The organism is Paenibacillus sp. 1781tsa1 (assembly GCF_024159265.1).
In the GTDB taxonomy this organism is placed as follows: Bacteria; Bacillota; Bacilli; order Paenibacillales; family Paenibacillaceae; genus Paenibacillus.
In genome coordinates this window covers 2,623,780-2,640,080 of record NZ_JAMYWY010000001.1, presented here as the reverse complement: position 1 = coordinate 2,640,080, position 16,301 = coordinate 2,623,780, and the positions used below count along the sequence as shown (strand labels likewise).

Genomic DNA, 16,301 nt, shown 5'->3' with positions numbered 1-16,301 from the left:
CCTTGAAGTTCAGTCCTCTTTTATACAACCTCAAACCTAATCTTCGATCTCTGAAAGCATAGGGCTATGTTTAATCAGTTCAGCGATTTCAAAAGTTTCATTGGCACCTAACGCTTCCCTAACAGCTTCAACCCCCTCTGACTTCCAGACCGAACAGACATATTTAGAAAAAGCATACCCATTCAAAGCATATCCACTGTCCTGCAGCCGCCTGAATAACCCTACACTTTCCTCTACCTTTTCAATATCTGTCAAAATACATGCCAGATTGTTCATCGCAATGTGAATATCTCTCTGTGAGTTATTGGATGAATTCAATTGTTCCCAACTACCTACAACTTTCTCATTTTTTATTTGATCTAATGCTGACCAGTCGATCTTGTTTATCATATTCATTGTTTCATCCAGAAGCAGATTTACTTCTCTAACGTCACTGGAATGATGCAGATAGGCCAGACGCTGTTTGTTATATGTAATCCGGGCAAAAAGAATATTGGACCATGTCTCATCTTCGTGTATGAGTTGGTTCATATTTTCAAGCACACTGTCCATTTCGCTGTACCTCTCCAAAACCCAAAGCGAACCACCCAAAGCCCGATGGCTCTCGAATCGAGCACCTCGGTTGGTATCCAGCTTAGGTGCATGATCACAAGCATATTGGTACCAATCAATCCAATGATCAAAATAGTTTCCCAAGGACAATGATAACGCTTGTGTCGAATCCGAAACGATCCAGTGTAAGTGCTCAGGGGCAAGGTTTTCTTTCCCCCATTCGAAGAATGCCCGGTGATTGGCATAAAGCGGTTCCGGCTCTCTTAACAAGGCATAACCATCTGAAACATTCCAGTAGACCCAGCCTCGTTCATGGACAGACAACTTGCTGGATTGTTCATATTCTTTCAGCAAATCAATCATACCCTGATGATCCCCTCGAACTACTAATTCCTGAAAAGAATGAACGATATTCATCCCCAGCCTCCGTCCTTAATTAGTTTCAATTCAGCTATGTCAATGGCTTCGTGCCGCAAGCTGTAATGAAATTCATCATCGCATAGGCTTCCGGCGAATGATTTATCGCTTCAGAAGCTTGTTGCAGCTGAGCAAATTCCTCCGAACTGATCACACCTTTTTCAGCAAAATGTACAAAACGATTAAGATTAAACTGCTGCTTGAAACCTTCGATGCCCAGTACATCACTATGATGAAGCACAGAATCAATGTCAACATCGATGTATCCGCTCCCAGAAAGGAGACGCGGCAGACTTCTGCCAATTAAGCGATTACCGCCGTGTTGTGCCACATAGTCCGAAATTTTCATTAATACCGTATGTAAAGCAGGAACATCAGGATTCACTGCTCCAAAAACGCCGTCATCCACATCAATAATGGCAAGACGGCCGCCAGGCTTCAGTACACGATATATCTCTTTTGCAGCTTCGTCAGGATTGTTCAAGTGAAGGAAGATAAGTCTTGCCACCACAAAATCAAAAGAATCATCCGGCAGATCCATCTGGTAGATGGAAGAATCTACAAATTGCAATCGCTTGGAAGGAATATCTTTCAGCCGTTCTTTGGCTTGTGCTTGCAGTGAACGATCAATCTCAAGCGAGGTAAGCTCGCTGTCCGGCAGACTGTTCAATAGTTGTTCTGTAATGTAACCTGGTCCGCTTCCGACCTCCAATACACGCATTCCATTTTTCAAACCATACCACTCTAGATTTCTGAATTCTTTGGACCACCCCATTACCGCCTGTATCTTTAACCTCTCTAATTCCTCTTGTAAACTTAACACTGCCGTTTGGATACTGTATGTTGAACGCGGATCACTCATATATTCTCTCCTGTTCTTCAGTAGATTAATAAAAACATATATTCTTAGACCTTTTTCTTCCCTAGAAAAAGAGCAACCTTATGTTGTTTCTCTATCGTTCCACCTGCAGCATCAATGGATTCTTTGACTCGCTCCAGAAGTGAACGTCGAACATCAATAGAAAGCTGCTGATGTTTGGAATTTGTATTTAACAGAGCTACATACTCTTCGCTGGAACAGGACTGTATCCAGTTATACTCCTTAACCGTAATATCCGCGAACAAGCCGGATCGCTCAGTGAATTCTTTACGCTGCTGAATGACTTGTGCAGGAGAAGGATATTGAGAATCATCCAGATGAGGTGCTAATGCTATGTAGTGGGAACGAATTTCATTGTGCAGCTGGTCATAGACCGGTACATGAATCGTCCAGAAAAGTCCAATGCCGCCTGTATTCTCTAGCAATTCCCATGCCCGGTGGTAACCAACTTCCGGATCAATGAAGTGAAAGGCCGTTCCTGACACAATCAATTGAAATCGCTTTCCTTCGTTATTCCAGTCCTCAAAGGAAGTATTGATTACTTGAATCGATGGATATGACTTGAATTTGTCTGCGGTGAACTGTGCCAAGTTACTGCCTAATTCAATACAGGTGATGTTTGTATAATCCTTGCTCACCAATCCGCCTGTGGCCTGCCCCGTTCCGCATCCAACCTCAAGAATGGGATCCTCTTTATTAAGATTCAGGTATGTAAAAATATCATCAAACATTTCACTCGGATATACGGGTCTATATCGTTCATATTCATGTGTTAAGAGATTAAACGTTTCCTTATTTTCCATTTCAGCAGCCCCCCATTTCAATTGTGATTTTCCCATAATACATTGACTAAACTTACCATATCTTATTATTCTTGATAGTAAGAGGATAAACCTTTCAATAAGATAATGATGATAGTGTGAGTTCAAATTATATATCCTGGAGGACTGAGGTGTTCTTGTGAAAAGTATATTTGATACGATAAATGCTGCTGAAATTACAGAGCGCATGGATCAACTTAGTGAAAATTCCATCCCTAAATGGGGCACGATGCAGGTCTCTCAAATGCTGGCTCACTGTTCAGCATTCCATGATATCCCCTTAGGAAATGCTTTTCCACCTAGAGGATTACTTGGGAGACTTATAGGACGGTTCGCAAAACCAATGTTTTATAATGACAAGCCCTTACCCCATAATATGTCTACGATCCCCACAATCATTATTGATGACCAACGACAGTTTATGGCAGAAAAAGAAAAGCTTGAGCAGCAGATTAATATCTTTCAACAAGGTGTTTCAGAAAAATTCTCCCGCCACCCCCATCCCTTCTTCGGAAAATTAACAGCCGAGCAATGGGGTAAAGGCATATACAAGCATTTAGATCATCATCTAAAGCAATTTGGAGTTTAGCGGTTATGTACCGTCTAAATTAGCAATGACTCAACTTCATTAACCCAATCTCCTTCTTCGTCAGCCAGTAAAGTCTCCCAGCCAAGTAGCTTAGCAGAATGTAAATTTTTCTCTTGATCATCTATAAATAGAACCTCTTCTCCAGCTGCCAGGAAGGTTTCGACCCGTTGGTATATCTCAATCTCAGGCTTGCATAAACCCACTTGATTAGAGATGGTTATACTTTTGGTAAATAAGCTTAAACGGCTCAGATTCGGCTCAATCCATTCCTTACAATGATTGCTGAGCAGATGGATATCGGCGGACTCACTCCATCGCTCAAGGTGTTGAGCGGCTGGTAAGGGAACAATTGAATTGTATAAGATGTCTTTCGCTCGGCTTATTGATAATTCGGGATACATCTCCTTCAACGATTGCCAGAACTCTTCTTCCCCCATCATTCCTGTCCAGAGCTTTCGTTTGATTCCTGCAAAATGTACTTTCAAAGATTCTGCGGATAGATTGGTTTCCTGAATCATATCTTTCCAACACGTCAACGACATATTACTTAACAAAACACCTGCGATATCTAAAACGATCTGTGGTCTGCCTCTCATTTTATCGACCCCCAAGTTCATTTAATACAATGTATAACAGACCTCAATTTACTTAAAAGCATCATGTGGAAGGACAGCATGCACACCTTTCACGCCATTCACAATTTGGGTGATACGCAGGTCAATTACCGCGCTTCCAAGTGCAATCGCTTCCACTCGATCTAGTCCGTACAACTCACCCATCAGATTGAGCATCCCGTCTAATGCTTGAACCGTAGCCTCATTCAGGTCTTCATGAAACCCGAAGGTAATCCAGCCAGACGGCGTATGTGCACGAGGATTGGTCAAAATCATATCATCAATCACGTTGATCGTAATATCGACAAGCTCCATTGGACATTCAATAGCCTGACAGCTGACTTCACCGTCTCCCTGCCGTGCATGACCATCACCAATCGCAAGATAACCTCCGTCTACGGGGATCGGTAAGTATAATTTACTTCCCTGCACCAGTTCCTTGCAGTCGATGTTCCCTCCACAATAACGTGGCGGCCAAGTCGTATGAATTCCTCCAGCTTCAGGTGGCATTCCCACTACTCCCATGAACGGCGAGAGAGATACCGTGAAGGTTTTCCCGTTTATTTCACAGGTTCCACTCGTCGTTTGACGATCAAGTGTCCAATTCAGCGACAGTTCTTCAACCTTTGTTAGATGTAACTTCTGGTTCTGCCAGTTCGGATATCCGCCAGCGGAAGTAAACCCGTATCTCCCGGGTACGATCTCATTGAAAATAATCTCCAACGTCTGTCCTTGCTTCACCTCTTCAATATAGATCGGACCGATTAATGCATGACCTCCATCTTTTTCACCTTGTCGATCAAAAGGTTTCATGCGTTCCGCATAACTCACACCCGTTCCCCAGCCCGCATCCAGCGTCTGAAAACGAATAGAGTCACCAGATTTCACGCTCAAAATAGGAGTCACCTCATTGGTAAATGAACCAATCAGATTTTCCTGAGTTAATTCAATCTTATGTGTACTCACTACAATCCCTCCCTGGTTTGGGATACGTATTATATTCAAAGCAAGCCACATGCTGCATTCCGTGCCGCCCCCTGCATACTAACCCCTTTACGCTTCAAGACTGGAGAGATATACCTTCAACGGTTCCATATGATGCTGGTCATGCCATATAAAATCTTTTAGGTATTGGGGAATATAAAATACGTTCCCCTCAGCGTCCAAATACGTCTGATGAATCTGCTCTTCCGATAACCCTCGAATATCATTCATAATTTTATAGCGGTACGTGATCGCCTTATTTATGATTTCAGACGTCTCTGTGCGGTTCCCGTACTCAATAGCTTTGCGATTAAACGCTTCAAATTCCAGATGTTTAAACGTAACTGGCTGCTTCAGAGCAATCTTCTCAATTGCTTCCTTGTAATAATATCGATCCCATAACATGATATGACTTACGATTGATTTTATCGTCCATTTCCCTTCTTCCATGCTGGAATTCCAGGTCTTCTCTTCAAGATGATTCATCGTCTTGACAAACAACGCCCATTCTTCAAAAGTTTGAAGCAAATGTTCAATCTCTTTGGTCATGATTACATTTCTCCCTTCTTTCTTTTTGAGATGATTCACTGCTTCATATGTTCTCTTCGGTTGCGATTCATCCATTCCAAAGCATAATCAACCATCTCTCTTTGGGGTATCAAATAACTCACAGCTTTCCCTACCATTCCTTCGGTAACAGCGTTAGTCTGGATCTTAAACTCATTAAAAATCAATTCAAAATCATCCGATTCATTGTTAATATCATCATATGTAGTCCATTGTTCAATCCCATTCACCAGCATTTTTACTCCCCAGACTTTTGGCTTAACAAATGTATTCTGCTGTTTATACTCTGCCAGGTGTAAGGAGGTGTTACTATTTGTAGGCGCACCAAGTAACAGAATGTATCCACTCAAATCATAGATTTTTCCTAACGGAGATTTCTCATTTAATGCATAATGCAAGTTGTGATCTTCCATTATCCGTTTTGCGTCTTTCCCCCAGGCAGCAAAAGACATGTGCGGATGTGAGCTTCGAAACACACCATCTTGCCTCCGAAACACCTCAGGAATGATGCCCATATACGAGGTTGGGGTTAGATCAGGATAATAAATAGGCATATTGTCTTTGATGAACTCAATTTCCTCTGAAGACAGGTTCGCGTCATGCTCTGAAGGTTCACAAAGATGTTCTGTTTGAGTGGGCATGACAATGGTTCCATTGGTTCCTACGGCTTCTTCTAGAGCTAAAATAACACTTACCGGGCCGCCTATAACCTTACCTATTGCTTTGAAGGAGGAATGAACGATTATCGTCATGCCCTCCCTTACCCCCATTGACTTTAAATCATTAACTATACTTTTTCTTGTTTGTGACTCCATTGGATTCCTCATTTCACCCTCTAGACAAAAGCGGACAAAGTTGTTTATTTGATATCGATTCCACTACAGCTTCGTAATATAATCTTTACATATTTTTCAGTGGTTCATGATGGGGCTTGAACAGCGCTGCAATAATCTTCTCTGCACATTCTTCCGGTGTGTTCATACTTGTATCAATGGAGTAGCTATAGTTGATGTTTTGGGCCATGATTTGATGCTGCTCATCCGACTGCTCTTCTCTTCGATCACCACGCTCAATGTTACGCTGACGACAGATATCGAGAGGACAGTGCAGTTCCACAATATCCAGTGGATAACCTTCAAAAATCTGTTTGACTTGTTCATAATGCGGCGCGAGCTCCGGTCTTTCCACCAGTATGCCATCGATCAGAACATGCTTGCCATGGTCTGAGAATACTTTTGCCGTATGATACATCATTACAATCGCTTCACTCAGATACTTCCAGTAATCCGTCTGAAGATGTTTATCACCGATCGTATTTTCAAAAAGATCATTAGCGACAACATAGAAAAACGGATCATCGTATGATTGCATCGCCTCTACAATTGAAGTTTTACCAGAGCTGGTTACACCGTTCAAAAATATAATTTTGCCTTTTTCCACGATAGTCATCTTCCTTTGCTTAAGAATAATTTTATAGATGTAATACAGCGTGTACTACGTGTGTTTCATTGATTTTTTAAGCAGCATGATCTGGCCAATATGATAGGCATTATGAATACATAGATTCGATACAACTCCCCACCAGGGCGCGTTGAAATAGGAAGGAATTTCACGGGTCAGCTTATGTTCTTCGCTATCTTCGAGTGCCTTGTTCCAATCACTAAAAACGGTTTTCAGTCTATGTAATGTCTTGCGCCACTCCACATCATTCAGGTTAGACGTATCTATGTCGAATGTATCCTCATTATTCACTGAATTCTGCCCGTCGACCTGTTCGGCAATATATCTCTCAAGCCACCTCTCATTCCAGAAAATAAGATGATTGACGATCGCCCAAATGGAGTGCTCCCCCTCATTCTTTACATAAGCGGCCTCCACCGCATTTAGGTCTGTCAACATATCATGAAGCGGAATAAACCAGCTCTTGTCATGATAACAGGCGTTCATTTGGTCTATGAGGATAGCTTTGTAACTCATCTTTGCACCTCACTCAGATTAAACTTTGAATCAGCAGTTATGTAAGAACCATTTTCGTGAATTAAAGCATTTAATTGCATTCCATAGGCACATCCACCATCAATGCCTATTTTATCTTCACCAAACCAAACATCCGAAGTTCCATGAATGTCTATTGTCCTTGTATGTCCAAAGACGACCTTTTGGTGTAGATTTGTGAACGTATGATCAATAAATTTATCTTTGATATACATAAAATCATGATCTGGTTGTTTCCTCCATTCCAAGTAATCTGGGTTTAATCCCGCATGAACGTAAATATGAGCTTCATCTTCATGGTAAAAAGGTAATTTACTCAAAAAATCAATATGATGACCATAATCCATTTTTATTGTCTCTCTGGCTAGGTCCAACATTTCATCAGACAATTCGTCGTCAATATGATAATAACTCTGAAGTGTTTGAATACCGCCGTGTTCAATAAACTTAGCTTTAATTAATGAACTTCCCTCATTTATAAAATCAACTAAACGTTGGTCGTGATTACCTCTTAATGCAATCGCATGATGTTCATGCACTAATTTAACCACCTTATTAACGACCTCTTTGCTGTTGGGGCCTCGATCTACGTAGTCTCCAAGCAGAATTAGTTGATCATTTTGGGGATTGTAATCGATATCATGCAATAACTGATTAAATGGATCAATGCAGCCATGAATATCGCTAATCATTATCGTCCGATTCATAGAAACTCCTTCTAGAACAGTTATAATATGAAATTATCAGTTCATTAAATTCGCAATCTTCATCACAAGATCTTCTGACATGTTTCTACCAATGATCTCGTATTGCAGCGCCTTCCCCTGCACATCCTCTTCGATCCATATCAATTGGGAAGTTTCGTTATTGACAATAAAAAATGCTTGGACGCCACGTATGGCTACTTGCTTAACCGTAATACCATCATGATCAGGCAATGCGATCCGGCTCTTTGTTGTCCCGAAAATATTAAGTTTATAACCCCCGTATTCTTGATACGTGATTCTGATGCCCACAACCCTCTTATTTGGCTTCAAATCTCGTATCACTACATTTCTGCCTGTCCTGTTACTTTCTTCAATCATTTCATCGATTTCTTGCGGAGTTAAATTATCAAATCCATAAAATACATGAATAGCATCGATATCAGAATCAATCGGAAATTTCGGTTGCCATGGAGAATAATGTTTCTGCAATTGTTCCAAACCGTCTTCCCATGGGATGGCTGCATAATTGGTCTGTTGCGTGAATTGGTTCTCTGGAGCATCTGCGTTGTATATCGCCTTCCCGTCACCAGGCTTTAAGTCAAAGACGATTCGGTCAATCGCATTATCATTGCGTAAGGATTCAATTTGAATCTTTCCAAGCACATCTCCGCTTTTGTTTTTGATATCCATTGGTCTTTCACTCCTTTTCTTTCAAAATTCCTTTCGATCTTCATACAATAGAAGCTAAGCCCTGCAGAAGATAAAGCGATCATGAGGACTCCAAATATGTAAATGGTCCGCAAGATATCCTCGTAACCATAACTTGTCGTTTATTCGTCTGAGATAAAAACCTTTTGGAAAATCAATATCCTCCGTAAGGACTTCAGATGCTATGGTAAGGGAGCCGGACGGAGCTTTTTTCTCCTCTGAAATGTTGGTAGAACCTATCTCGGGCTGATCCAAATATTGCAGTCTTAGATAAGGTCCTAACTCAACCGGACAACATTCCAACCCTAGATCATTTGCCCTTCGAAACAGTTCAAAAGTCGTAGCACCATCCGAAAATCCAAGTTGTCTGACGGTTAACTCAACCGTTTGCAAGCTTTTCTTTGTACTGGAAACTATAAATCTTTCATCATGTAACAACTGTTCTCCATATTTATTCAATGAAATAGAGTATTGGTCCAGTTTCTGAATAAGCTGTGGCTTTGTTAAGCCGCCAATGTCTACCGTTCTTATTTCAACTGAACAGTCAGGGTATATTTTCTCATCTTCAATCAACCTCCGCATCCCCCTAATCTAGTTCTGAATCCGTTTACATACAAATCCTAGGTAAATGATAGCAGTTGACCAAGGCTCCTCATTAGAAATTCAATTCACAATCATGGTGTTCCCACACATCAAATAAGTTACCGTCCAGATCTTCTAACACAAAAAACTTCCCATACTGTCCCTCATCACTAACAGCTCCTACTTTCACATTCTCTGATGTTAAATAGTTATGTAAAGAACCAATGTCATCGGTAAAAAATGTAATGACCCATCTCTTTTTCTGATGCACTTCAAATGTCGCTCGTGTTTCATGATCGCTTTGGATCAAGTCCAAAATTGGTCGATTCCCCCGAAATAAACTCAAATATCCTTCGCGTTGGTGGCGAATGTTAAATCCAAAATGTTTTACAAACCAGGTGGCTGACACATCAAGATCTCTGACTGGTATCACGTTGTAGGCAATACCCAAAATCCTTCCATTTCCCATATGTTACCTCCATACTTGAGACATGTATAAGACCCTACCACCTCTGTGATAATATACAAGATTTTATTTGAGCAATATGATGCTGCCCGTGCCATACAAATCTTTGAATCGCGATATCCAATGTAATTGTACCTAACACTTCTGTTCGGAGTTTTCGTCTAAACTGATCGGGATGTAAACTATACAACAGCGTGAGAAATCGGTTGTGTAGTATCTCCATCAGCAAAATTGAATCTTCGAGGGGCATACTCCTGTAATCATGTAATGATGCCCATAAATCCTCTCGATATGAGCTTGCCATCGGTTCATCTTCAGTTAATGCTCTCTTAAATCTGATATAAGCGTTCATGTCATTGTCCGCAAGGTGGTGCACAATCTGTGTGATTGTCCAACCGCCATCACGATAAGGAGTACAAAGTTGATCATCATTGAGATGTTGTGTAATCTCTCTTAAGGTCTTCGTAATTCCGGGAATTTGATCTATAATGTGAATTCGGTCTGCATTAGAGAAGTTAAAACTTGGCTCAAAGTGTCCTATCGGAAAGCGTACATTTTCATCCAAAGTTGACCACTTCTCCATTTCTCTACTATAGAACCAAATCATATCCAATATAACTCACAATGTTCCATTTGCGAAGTGTAAAAGCAAAAAAAGAAGCAACCTCGTTTTCGGGCTGCTCCTTATATTAAACTACTCTTATATCTGTATCCTAATAAGAAAGCTAGCGCAATTAAGCCTGAGTTACAGAGGTACAATCATATAAAAATCGCCCTAATATTGGGTAGAATGGTGTTGTCCGGAGCATCACCAACCAAGAGAGGAGCGACTATAAGAAAGAGTCTACTATAATGAGTGACCTTATTCTGAAAATTCAATCAAAAATGGATGGCTTTGCTCATCTAATGCATTCTGAATTCTTTCATAGAAATTCCCCCATGTGATCATTTGTTGAGCTTCTTCTAAAGTAAAGTAGCCCACCTCTTCACTTTCATCACTGGTAGTTAAAGCTCCACCAATCGATTTTCCAGTAAATATATTGTTGCATACGCCGCGCGTTATGTTCTGATACAAACCACAAAATTTCATTAACTCAATGTCAATCCCTGTTTCCTCTTTCACTTCTCGGACTGCTGCCTGCCTTATAGTCTCTCCTTCTTCAACACAACCTTGAGGCATTTCCCAGCCTCTTCGACCTTTCATGAGTAAAATCTCATTATGTTCATTGAGAACGATTACACTTGCAGAAACGATAAATTTCATATTAGTTCCTCCTATGTTGGTTTATATATCCACTCTTTTTCTAATTGCTATAGCTAAATCCCTAGAAGTGAAAGTGTTGTTATCTGATGATCCCAACTTCTTTGATAAACTCACAAAATGCTATACCATATCTGAAATAAACATGGCTTTAGTTCCTTTTTCTGGCTTAAATCCAAATAATCCATAGAACTTTTCTGCACTATCATAGGATATAAGCACTTTTGTTTTGATATTAGAATATCGACTAAGCACTTGTTCCATCATTCTCTTTCCAATTCCTAATGATTGGTAATCTTTGTGTACTAACATGTAATGAAAATATACTGTCATCACGCCGTCAGACAATGCATTTATTAAACCAACTAATTTGGTATCATCCCATGCAGTAATAACCGCATGCGAGTTGTTTATTGCTTGTCTAAGATCTTCTGGGAAATCTCCTGATTTCCAGTCCACCGAATGAAACAGTTCTTGAATTGCCTGTGTATCAATGTCTTTTATTTCTTTGAACATGATTGTCATTATATTGCTCCTATGCTTGTGTTTTGTTTAAGATTATTAGACAACCGTTCTTATATCCACGATGTCTCACCACGTTGATCAGCTTCTATCTAATCCTACCTAATCCTATATCAGCCTCTAATTGAAGTTGCATGGTTTTAGGTCCCATATACTCTTGTGCAGCCCGAAGAATCTTTTCGTCGTTACCCAATATTTCCAATACTGTAACTGAAAAAATGCTATTAATTAAGTGATCATCTTTGCAATTAGATACTTCTTCAAAATAATCAAAAATACTTTCTAGAAGCTTGTTATTTCTATTCTCGCTTAATAACTTAATAATCTCCGGCATGAATATTCCCTCAATTATGACAGTTTCTAATACCATACCGTGATTCTCAATTGATTTTTTATAATCAGTACTAGTGGAAGGGAAGAAATTTAACATCATCTTTAAAAATTCCTCCGATTTTTTAATCATGAATCCCCACTCCTCTGTATAAACTGTCTTTGAATTACGATGACGCAAGTCTGAATTTTTTTGTATTTGATTCTGTTCTTTAACACAGTTCTTAACAGAGGTTTTTGCTAATGTTCTTGTATTCACGACGTCCCACCGACTTTAAGAGACGAAGTCGCTGGGCGTGATGCGCTTAGTCGGTGCGGATGTGTACGGCTGATTCCGCTTCCCTGCAGCTACCAAATACTTCTCCGAATCCTCATCTTACTTTGGCCGGACCGAGCTCCGAATGACTCGAAGAGTGAGATGTATCAGACTTCTGCGAATTACTAACCATTATCCATTTTTAGAAGGCCCATCTATGCTCCTCTGGCAAACACTCATCACAAAGTAATTGCCCTTCAACAACAGCTCCGTTATTGAGTTCATCAATATGATTTGGCTTTTCTCTATCAGTTGCCCATGAATTACATTTTGCGCATCTTCCGCAATTCATTGCTTCTGGATCGAGATATACAGAGGAACTGCTCTCCCAATGTAATTTCAAATCTCTCCTTATTGTAATTTCATTTTCTAGTACAGGAGTCAAATCCCCATCGATTTCTTTATATTCTTCGTCAGTTAAGTCAATTAGATAAGCTATATTTACAAGATATGTCTTCTTATTCATTTATTTCATCCTATAAATTTTCATGGTTTATACGTTCTTCTGGCCTTTCGCATAACGTTCGTGCATTCACGACGCCTCACTGGCTTACGCGGTTAGGCCGAGTGGCTCCGCCACTTTGCCAGTGCAGGGTTGATCGCCTGACACCGCTTCCTGGTTCCTTACCTTCTGGCGACCGAAGGACAGTATAGGTACGATGGGTGAAAACAATGTTATCCGCTGTTGCCAGCATCATTGAATTACATTCTAAAACTCTTCAATATATTGTAATCCAAATTAATTTCTGGAAGTAGTCATTGTATTTAAGGCGTTCTCAAAATAGCTATATACTTCATCTGCGATTTCCAGAAAATCTTCAACAGATACATCGCTATCCAAGTAACAAGCATACAGATACTCAACTAAAGCGGAGTCAATCTCACAATAGTTTAATATGGCATTCTTCATCTTAATGATTTCATCTTCCCATACCCCTGTATCTTCTAAAACCAAAGAGTATAATGCACGAATTAATCTCTTAGAGTAACCTTTAATATATCTAGTTTTCATTGCGTGATCACTAACATTAGAAAGTGATCGATGTACACGATCTACTTCCTCCTTGGTATCTGTATTTAAGTCTAAAATGAATTCTGGAGAAATTATGATCGGGGGTACTTTTTCACCAATGTCCTCCCCATGTATGCAAACACAAATGATCTTAATCCAAAAACCCCAATCATTCGGTCTACTTAATACATCATCAATCGAGCAAATGATCGTATCCATCTTAGTGACGAATGGATATTCTTCCAAAAGCCTGTCTTTGATATTTGACAATCTTTCGTAATCAATATCTTGGGGATTTGCACATACAATAGTAAAGTCTGCATCTGACTTAAAAGGTGTAGCTGTTCCTTTTGGAATCGAGCCACACATATAAATGCTATGAATCTTATCTTTGAATTCGTTAAGGATACGATCTATATACTTATCAACCAAATCCTTATATTCACTTTGTATGGTAATTCTATTGATAACTTTTTCTAATATCATATAGACTCCTCCTAAACTAAGAATATCTTTCGGCAAACGTTGTTGTATTCACAAACCCGAGAGGATTGAAGGAGCGACCGAGTCGAAGACTTAACCTCACAGGAGTTGTCTACTGGATACTCCTTCCTCGAAATCCCTCTGGCAGACAAAGAGGCGTAGCCCCGCAGCTTGAATACGTTGTTAGCAAAACTCAGGGGCTTCTTCAAGCTACTTTCAATGTGCTTGGTTTATTAAGATTGAGATATATTCTTCATCTTTAAGCCTTGTCACCTTACAGTCCTCATTAGATTCAAATTCTGCTATTCTCTCTTCAATTGTTTTATTAGTACGATCTTTAAATATATCCTCTCGATCATAGTGAGGAAAAATAAGCTTGTCGGTTACACCTAATGCCTTAAAATCCGTTAAATTCATGGTGTTCATCTGCGGAGTAAAGAAATCCACAATGTTAATATTCGGCCCCAGTAATAACGTTCCTGCACTTACTCCAACTATTGTTACATTCTGTGCGGCCAGTGTTCTGATAATTTCATCAGCACCACTTTTCTTCGCGTAATACAATAATGTAAATGGATTTCCACCATTGATATATATAACATCTCTATGTAAGAGAATTTGTGGGTCATCAAATTCTATATCTACAAAATTGATATGTTGAAATCCCATGTCCTTAAACTCTTGTAATGCTCTTTGTGCATATCTATTAGTTTCTTTTTTAGGGGATGCTGTTGTAATAATTGAGACTTTTAATTGAGAAATATCTCCATCAAAAAACTCCAGAAATTGATTTTTAATTTCTTCAGTATAAGAACCACAAGAGGTTAGTAACAATCTACTCATAGAAATCCCCGTCCTTAAAAAATAGTTTATCTAATCTTTATAATTGGATTAAGTAATCCCTTGGTTTCTGCTAACGTTCCTGTATTCAGGACTCGGCGTATGCTGAGTGTCCGGCAAATGCCGTACAAAGGACGACTGTCCGCAGCATGAATATTATGTTAAGTGATGTCGGAGCGCTTCTTTGAGTTCTCATTTAAAATAGCCCTTAGATCCCTATCCTAATGCCTTTCCATAGCACCTTCTTGAAGTAAATCAAATTATGAATATTTTGGGTTTTATGTTCAGTCATTTGAGCTTGAGAGTAAGTTTTCCTTTATAGGTATCAAAGCTAACTGTCCCGCTCGTCCATTCTGGAGCAGAGTAATCAAAAATATCTTCTTGGGAAAGATATAAGTCATGTGGTTCTTCTATCACAACTTCCTTAGTTGTTAACTCCGTTAAGAATAAACCCCAAAACTTCGTTTGGTAGACACGATACTGTGTAATGCCTTGATCCAGCAGATTAGCTTGATGTTCAACTATAACTTCACTATAATGTCCAGGGCCAGGGATATGAAGATGTTCGTAGCTGTATGGATCAAATACTGGAGCAAATGAATGCTTAATCAAAAGAAGAGAAGAAAAAATAATCAAAATAACAAACAAAATTAGCTTTCTTCCTTTGCTTCTATACCCTAACCAAAAAAATAAAATGATGTGTAGCACGATAGGAATTACAAAGTTACTTTTTTTGAATATAGTAATATCATAATTGATGATAAATGAAAATAACCAAATTATATCTATAATCACGATTATCAAGATAAATATCTTTCGAAGTTTCAGAAGGGAATTGTTCATGTATATATATATTCCTTTCGCTTCAGTGCTTTAATGAGGCCATTTCTGATTGTAACAATGTAACCTGGAGGAAATGGGTCGGCATCATACAAAGCTAACTAAATTGATATCGCCGCTGTATCTTTACTTAATATGATGCTCTCATTTCACCTTGTTAGAAGTCATATCCACATCATTCTAGTATTCAAATTCTAGTTGAAGTGAATCACAAATTGGCATATAGCCTATCTTTCGATAAATGCTATTTGATGTGGGATTTTCTAAGTCTGTATATAAAACGCACTTAGTAAATCCTTTCTCCAATGCAAGTTGGCTAATGTGTGCCACGATCGAAGTCGCGTAGCCCTTTCCGCGCTCATAGGGAGGCGTATAGACAAACGCCACGCCGATAGCCGTTTGCATCGCCCTCGTAAATCCGGCCATGGAAACAGGCATCCCTTTGTCGTCCTCTAAAACATAGAGTTTTTTTGATGCGATCCGGTAGAGATAGGGCTCTGCCTCTTGCGGTATGAACATTTCTGTTTTACCATAACTTGACGCCGCAGAAAAAGCTTCAGCCCAGTAGGGAAAGAAGTGAAGATCCTTTTTATCCAGCAGCCGAACGGTACCGATCCTTGGAATGTCCGGGTTTACTGTTGTAAGTTCATATATACATTGGCGCATGGTTGTATGAATAGTTGTACCCTTGCTCAAAACATATTCTTCGGCAAAATACTCCGCCAATTTTTTTTCCGTCGTCACACCCGGAATTTTACGGTCATTCAGTCCGTCTATCAAAGAGCGTACAGCCTCCGGGTTAAGGATGTTAGCCA

23 protein-coding genes are annotated in these 16,301 nt (G+C 39.7%); 1 reads left to right on the top strand and 22 read right to left on the bottom strand.

Annotated features, from left to right (window positions below; all coding sequences use genetic code 11):
* Positions 1 to 36: 36 nt before the first annotated feature.
* Genes NKT06_RS11950 through NKT06_RS11940 form a run of 3 tightly spaced genes read right to left on the bottom strand, consistent with a single transcriptional unit; the run spans position 37 to position 2,652 of the window.
* Positions 37 to 969, bottom strand: coding sequence for a hypothetical protein (locus tag NKT06_RS11950; RefSeq protein WP_253434108.1), 933 nt, complete (start codon positions 967 to 969; stop codon positions 37 to 39).
* 34 nt (positions 970 to 1,003) lie between these two features.
* Positions 1,004 to 1,831 carry a methyltransferase domain-containing protein gene (locus tag NKT06_RS11945; RefSeq protein WP_253434105.1) on the bottom strand — a complete coding sequence of 276 codons (828 nt, stop codon included), beginning with the start codon at positions 1,829 to 1,831 and terminating at the stop codon, positions 1,004 to 1,006.
* A 44-nt stretch (positions 1,832 to 1,875) separates the two neighbouring features.
* Positions 1,876 to 2,652, bottom strand: coding sequence for a class I SAM-dependent methyltransferase (locus NKT06_RS11940; protein ID WP_253434102.1), 777 nt, complete (start codon positions 2,650 to 2,652; stop codon positions 1,876 to 1,878).
* Between the two features lie 157 nt (positions 2,653 to 2,809).
* Between NKT06_RS11940 and NKT06_RS11935 the strand changes: the two genes are divergently transcribed.
* The gene (locus tag NKT06_RS11935; RefSeq protein WP_253434099.1) at positions 2,810 to 3,259 is read left to right on the top strand and encodes a DUF1569 domain-containing protein; all 450 of its coding nucleotides are present in this window, start codon (positions 2,810 to 2,812) and stop codon (positions 3,257 to 3,259) included.
* A 14-nt stretch (positions 3,260 to 3,273) separates the two neighbouring features.
* On the opposite strand, the gene NKT06_RS11930 is transcribed toward NKT06_RS11935, so the two are convergent.
* From NKT06_RS11930 to NKT06_RS11840, 19 genes are all read right to left on the bottom strand, one after another.
* Positions 3,274 to 3,855, bottom strand: coding sequence for an HAD-IA family hydrolase (locus NKT06_RS11930; RefSeq protein ID WP_253434095.1), 582 nt, complete (start codon positions 3,853 to 3,855; stop codon positions 3,274 to 3,276).
* Between the two features lie 48 nt (positions 3,856 to 3,903).
* The gene (locus NKT06_RS11925) at positions 3,904 to 4,839 is read right to left on the bottom strand and encodes an acetamidase/formamidase family protein (RefSeq protein WP_253434091.1); all 936 of its coding nucleotides are present in this window, start codon (positions 4,837 to 4,839) and stop codon (positions 3,904 to 3,906) included.
* Between the two features lie 87 nt (positions 4,840 to 4,926).
* On the bottom strand, positions 4,927 to 5,406 hold the full coding sequence (locus tag NKT06_RS11920) for a DinB family protein (protein WP_253434088.1): 480 nt from the start codon (positions 5,404 to 5,406) through the stop codon (positions 4,927 to 4,929).
* A 35-nt stretch (positions 5,407 to 5,441) separates the two neighbouring features.
* Positions 5,442 to 6,239: an AAC(3) family N-acetyltransferase gene (locus NKT06_RS11915; RefSeq protein ID WP_253434085.1), complete on the bottom strand. Its 798-nt coding sequence runs from the start codon at positions 6,237 to 6,239 to the stop codon at positions 5,442 to 5,444.
* Between the two features lie 85 nt (positions 6,240 to 6,324).
* Positions 6,325 to 6,864: a phosphotransferase-like protein gene (locus NKT06_RS11910; RefSeq protein ID WP_253434082.1), complete on the bottom strand. Its 540-nt coding sequence runs from the start codon at positions 6,862 to 6,864 to the stop codon at positions 6,325 to 6,327.
* Positions 6,865 to 6,918: 54 nt separating this feature from the next.
* Positions 6,919 to 7,401, bottom strand: coding sequence for a DinB family protein (locus NKT06_RS11905; protein ID WP_253434079.1), 483 nt, complete (start codon positions 7,399 to 7,401; stop codon positions 6,919 to 6,921).
* A complete protein-coding gene (locus tag NKT06_RS11900) occupies positions 7,398 to 8,126 on the bottom strand; it encodes a metallophosphoesterase (protein ID WP_253434075.1) in 729 nt (242 codons plus the stop codon). Before NKT06_RS11900 ends, NKT06_RS11905 begins: the two co-directional genes overlap by 4 nt.
* A 36-nt stretch (positions 8,127 to 8,162) precedes the next feature.
* Positions 8,163 to 8,816, bottom strand: coding sequence for a DUF4367 domain-containing protein (locus NKT06_RS11895; protein WP_253434072.1), 654 nt, complete (start codon positions 8,814 to 8,816; stop codon positions 8,163 to 8,165).
* A 54-nt stretch (positions 8,817 to 8,870) separates the two neighbouring features.
* Positions 8,871 to 9,416: a helicase gene (locus tag NKT06_RS11890; RefSeq protein ID WP_253434069.1), complete on the bottom strand. Its 546-nt coding sequence runs from the start codon at positions 9,414 to 9,416 to the stop codon at positions 8,871 to 8,873.
* 73 nt (positions 9,417 to 9,489) lie between these two features.
* Positions 9,490 to 9,885, bottom strand: a complete 396-nt coding sequence (locus tag NKT06_RS11885) for a VOC family protein (RefSeq protein WP_253434066.1) — start codon at positions 9,883 to 9,885, stop codon at positions 9,490 to 9,492.
* 34 nt (positions 9,886 to 9,919) lie between these two features.
* Entirely contained in the window at positions 9,920 to 10,447 is a 528-nt protein-coding gene (locus NKT06_RS11880; RefSeq protein ID WP_253434063.1) for a YfiT family bacillithiol transferase, read from the bottom strand.
* Between the two features lie 297 nt (positions 10,448 to 10,744).
* A complete protein-coding gene (locus NKT06_RS11875) occupies positions 10,745 to 11,146 on the bottom strand; it encodes an NUDIX hydrolase (RefSeq protein ID WP_301289893.1) in 402 nt (133 codons plus the stop codon).
* A gap of 120 nt (positions 11,147 to 11,266) precedes the next feature.
* Complete coding sequence (locus NKT06_RS11870; protein WP_253434060.1) at positions 11,267 to 11,668, bottom strand: GNAT family N-acetyltransferase; 402 nt, start codon at positions 11,666 to 11,668, stop codon at positions 11,267 to 11,269.
* An 85-nt stretch (positions 11,669 to 11,753) separates the two neighbouring features.
* Positions 11,754 to 12,254, bottom strand: a complete 501-nt coding sequence (locus tag NKT06_RS11865) for a DUF7674 family protein (protein ID WP_253434058.1) — start codon at positions 12,252 to 12,254, stop codon at positions 11,754 to 11,756.
* A 199-nt stretch (positions 12,255 to 12,453) separates the two neighbouring features.
* Positions 12,454 to 12,777, bottom strand: a complete 324-nt coding sequence (locus NKT06_RS11860) for a hypothetical protein (protein WP_253434056.1) — start codon at positions 12,775 to 12,777, stop codon at positions 12,454 to 12,456.
* 273 nt (positions 12,778 to 13,050) lie between these two features.
* Positions 13,051 to 13,809, bottom strand: coding sequence for a nucleotidyltransferase domain-containing protein (locus NKT06_RS11855; protein ID WP_253434054.1), 759 nt, complete (start codon positions 13,807 to 13,809; stop codon positions 13,051 to 13,053).
* Positions 13,810 to 14,022: 213 nt separating this feature from the next.
* Positions 14,023 to 14,649: a Type 1 glutamine amidotransferase-like domain-containing protein gene (locus NKT06_RS11850; protein ID WP_253434052.1), complete on the bottom strand. Its 627-nt coding sequence runs from the start codon at positions 14,647 to 14,649 to the stop codon at positions 14,023 to 14,025.
* 285 nt (positions 14,650 to 14,934) lie between these two features.
* The gene (locus NKT06_RS11845; RefSeq protein ID WP_253434050.1) at positions 14,935 to 15,489 is read right to left on the bottom strand and encodes a hypothetical protein; all 555 of its coding nucleotides are present in this window, start codon (positions 15,487 to 15,489) and stop codon (positions 14,935 to 14,937) included.
* Between the two features lie 177 nt (positions 15,490 to 15,666).
* Positions 15,667 to 16,266, bottom strand: coding sequence for a GNAT family N-acetyltransferase (locus tag NKT06_RS11840; protein ID WP_253434048.1), 600 nt, complete (start codon positions 16,264 to 16,266; stop codon positions 15,667 to 15,669).
* Positions 16,267 to 16,301 lie beyond the last annotated feature (35 nt).